This window comes from Megasphaera sp. ASD88, assembly GCF_002287425.1.
GTDB lineage: Bacteria > Bacillota > Negativicutes > Veillonellales > Megasphaeraceae > Megasphaera > Megasphaera stantonii.
Genome location: NZ_NQXW01000048.1, coordinates 1 through 2,173, shown reverse-complemented (window position 1 = coordinate 2,173; position 2,173 = coordinate 1). Strand labels below are relative to the sequence as shown.

At 49.6% G+C, this 2,173-nt stretch carries 2 protein-coding genes; both read right to left on the bottom strand.

The window, feature by feature from the left end; genetic code table 11:
- Positions 1-273 precede the first annotated feature (273 nt).
- Positions 274-876 carry an RNA polymerase sigma factor gene (locus CJ260_RS12380; RefSeq protein WP_095630426.1) on the bottom strand — a complete coding sequence of 201 codons (603 nt, stop codon included), beginning with the start codon at positions 874-876 and terminating at the stop codon, positions 274-276.
- A 119-nt stretch (positions 877-995) separates the two neighbouring features.
- Positions 996-1,964, bottom strand: a complete 969-nt coding sequence (locus CJ260_RS12375) for an S-layer homology domain-containing protein (protein WP_369831767.1) — start codon at positions 1,962-1,964, stop codon at positions 996-998.
- Positions 1,965-2,173 lie beyond the last annotated feature (209 nt).

The window sequence follows — 2,173 nt, the reverse complement described above, 5'->3', positions numbered from 1 at the left end:
GGGACAGGTGTATGGGGAACTGAGCATAATGTACGAAGGCCGACTCCCAGAGTAACGCATAGCTGGCAAAAGCAGGCGAAAATCCTGTCTGTACTTGACATGTTCAGCATGTGTTGTTATATATAAACCATGAGCTGAAAGTTCTCAAATTCGCTTTCAGCTTACCAAGTATCATAGAAGATCTATGTTTACAGAGATTTTTTCACAGGCTCTTTTTAACTGCAAACAGAGACGGACCGTCATTCTGACGCCGTCTCTGTTTGTATATCCTCCTTACGCCTCTTCGCCGTTCAACGGATGTATGTCATATCGATGCATTATGTCGCAAAACTTCGCCATGGCCGCTTGGGTCAGCTTGTGCGTCTGCGACAGGGACAGACCGCAGCGGCGGGCTATATCAGCATATGTCAGGTCAGCATGATACCGCAGATGGAGAAATTGCCGTTCTTTCTCGGTCAAGTGAGCCAAACACTGGCGAACCTTTTCCTGCAATTCCGCTGCAACGGCTCGGCGCTGCGGGTCTTGCTCATCGCCGCCAGATATTCCCAACGCCTCGATAACCTCGTCGACATGAAGCATATGCTCTATTATCTCGGCATACGTCCGAAACCGTCTGCTATCCCTTTTAAAGACTCTGTCTACAGCCCGGCGAAAGGCCTTGTGAACTTCCTCGCTACCGGACATGTCAAAAGCGTGAATACATTCGAGCATAGCTAATTGCGCCACCGATATGGCCTCGTCCAATGAATCATAACAATACTGATAACGACAAGCATACTTGTAAATCAAGGGACGGAACTGCTGCAATATCATTAATACAGCCTCTTCTTCACCTTTCTGAGCCCGGTCAATCCACCGGCGCATGGTCTGATTCATGGAAAATTCCTCCTTTAAACAAATAAAATGATAGAAAAAAACGAGCCGAGGTTTCCCCCGACTCGTTTTACTTGTGCTGCGTCAGCTATGAACTGAGCGCTATTCCCTTTTGTATGAAATTAGTTAGCCCGTACGCGTTCAATCGTCGGGTTGCCGTCTTTATCCTTCGCGACGGTAGCGATGTGGAAGTATTCCAATTCCGGCTTGAATTCTTCTACCAGACGAGCATCTACTTCTGCGCCGGCTTGGATAGCATTGTAGACAATCTGGGCAAATTCATACCGCGTCATGTTGCGGTCGCCCTTGAATTCGCCGTCCGGATAGCCCTTGACCAGGCCGCTCTTAGCCATGGCTGCGACAGCTTCGTATGCCCAGTGGTTTTCCGGTACATCCGGGAACATGGTCGTCGTATCCGTTTCCGTCTGTACGCCGACTAATGCGTTGACCATAGCCGTCAATTTCTGGATCTGCGCATCCTGCTTGGCTACGATGTCGCGCATGGACTTGATTTCCTTGGCCATGGCCGTCCGGGACGTCGTGACATGGCTGGAGCCTGCACCGATTTTCAGCGATACGCCAGCATTAATCATGTTTTCCCCATTGCCGAAGGTACCGCCGACGCTGAACATCGTATCTTCATTGGGACGATAGAACGTACCGACAGCAACGGCATTTTCGCCGTTATAGTTGCCATAACCGGCTGCAAAGTCCCACTTAGCGTCCGGGTCGAAATCCAGCGGATGTAAAGCCGCCAAGGCAGCTGCGCCTGCGCCGACCTTGTCGATGCGGCTGTCGAGGTTATCGACACGGTGGTTCAAGTTGTTGATATCTTGACGGTTTTGAGCAATAGCTGCACTATTCGCATTTATACCGCCCACAAGTGTCTTTTCACCATTAGTCAAACCAAGATCCGTTTCGCTTACTGCTCCGATTTGCGCATTAATAACGCCAATCTGTCGATCATGTTCTTCATCAGTTGCTACACGTTCAGCTTTTTCAATAGCAACTTGGTTGTTAGTGTAATCTTTTGACTCGTTCAACACTGCCTGTGACTTCTGGTTCGTGTAATCCTTCGATTCATTCAACACTGCCTGTGACTTCTGGTTTGTGTAATCCTTCGATTCGTTCAACACTGCCTGTGACTTCTGGTTTGTGTAATCCTTCGATTCGTTTCATAGGAGTCTGCCTGCTGGCGGCTTTATTCATTTTGCAGGGGCGCTGCCGGATTGGCTGGAAGAACCAGCAGCTATGCCGGCTGTAGAAGCGCCTCAGCCCAGTCGGCCTACGTCTACGTCAG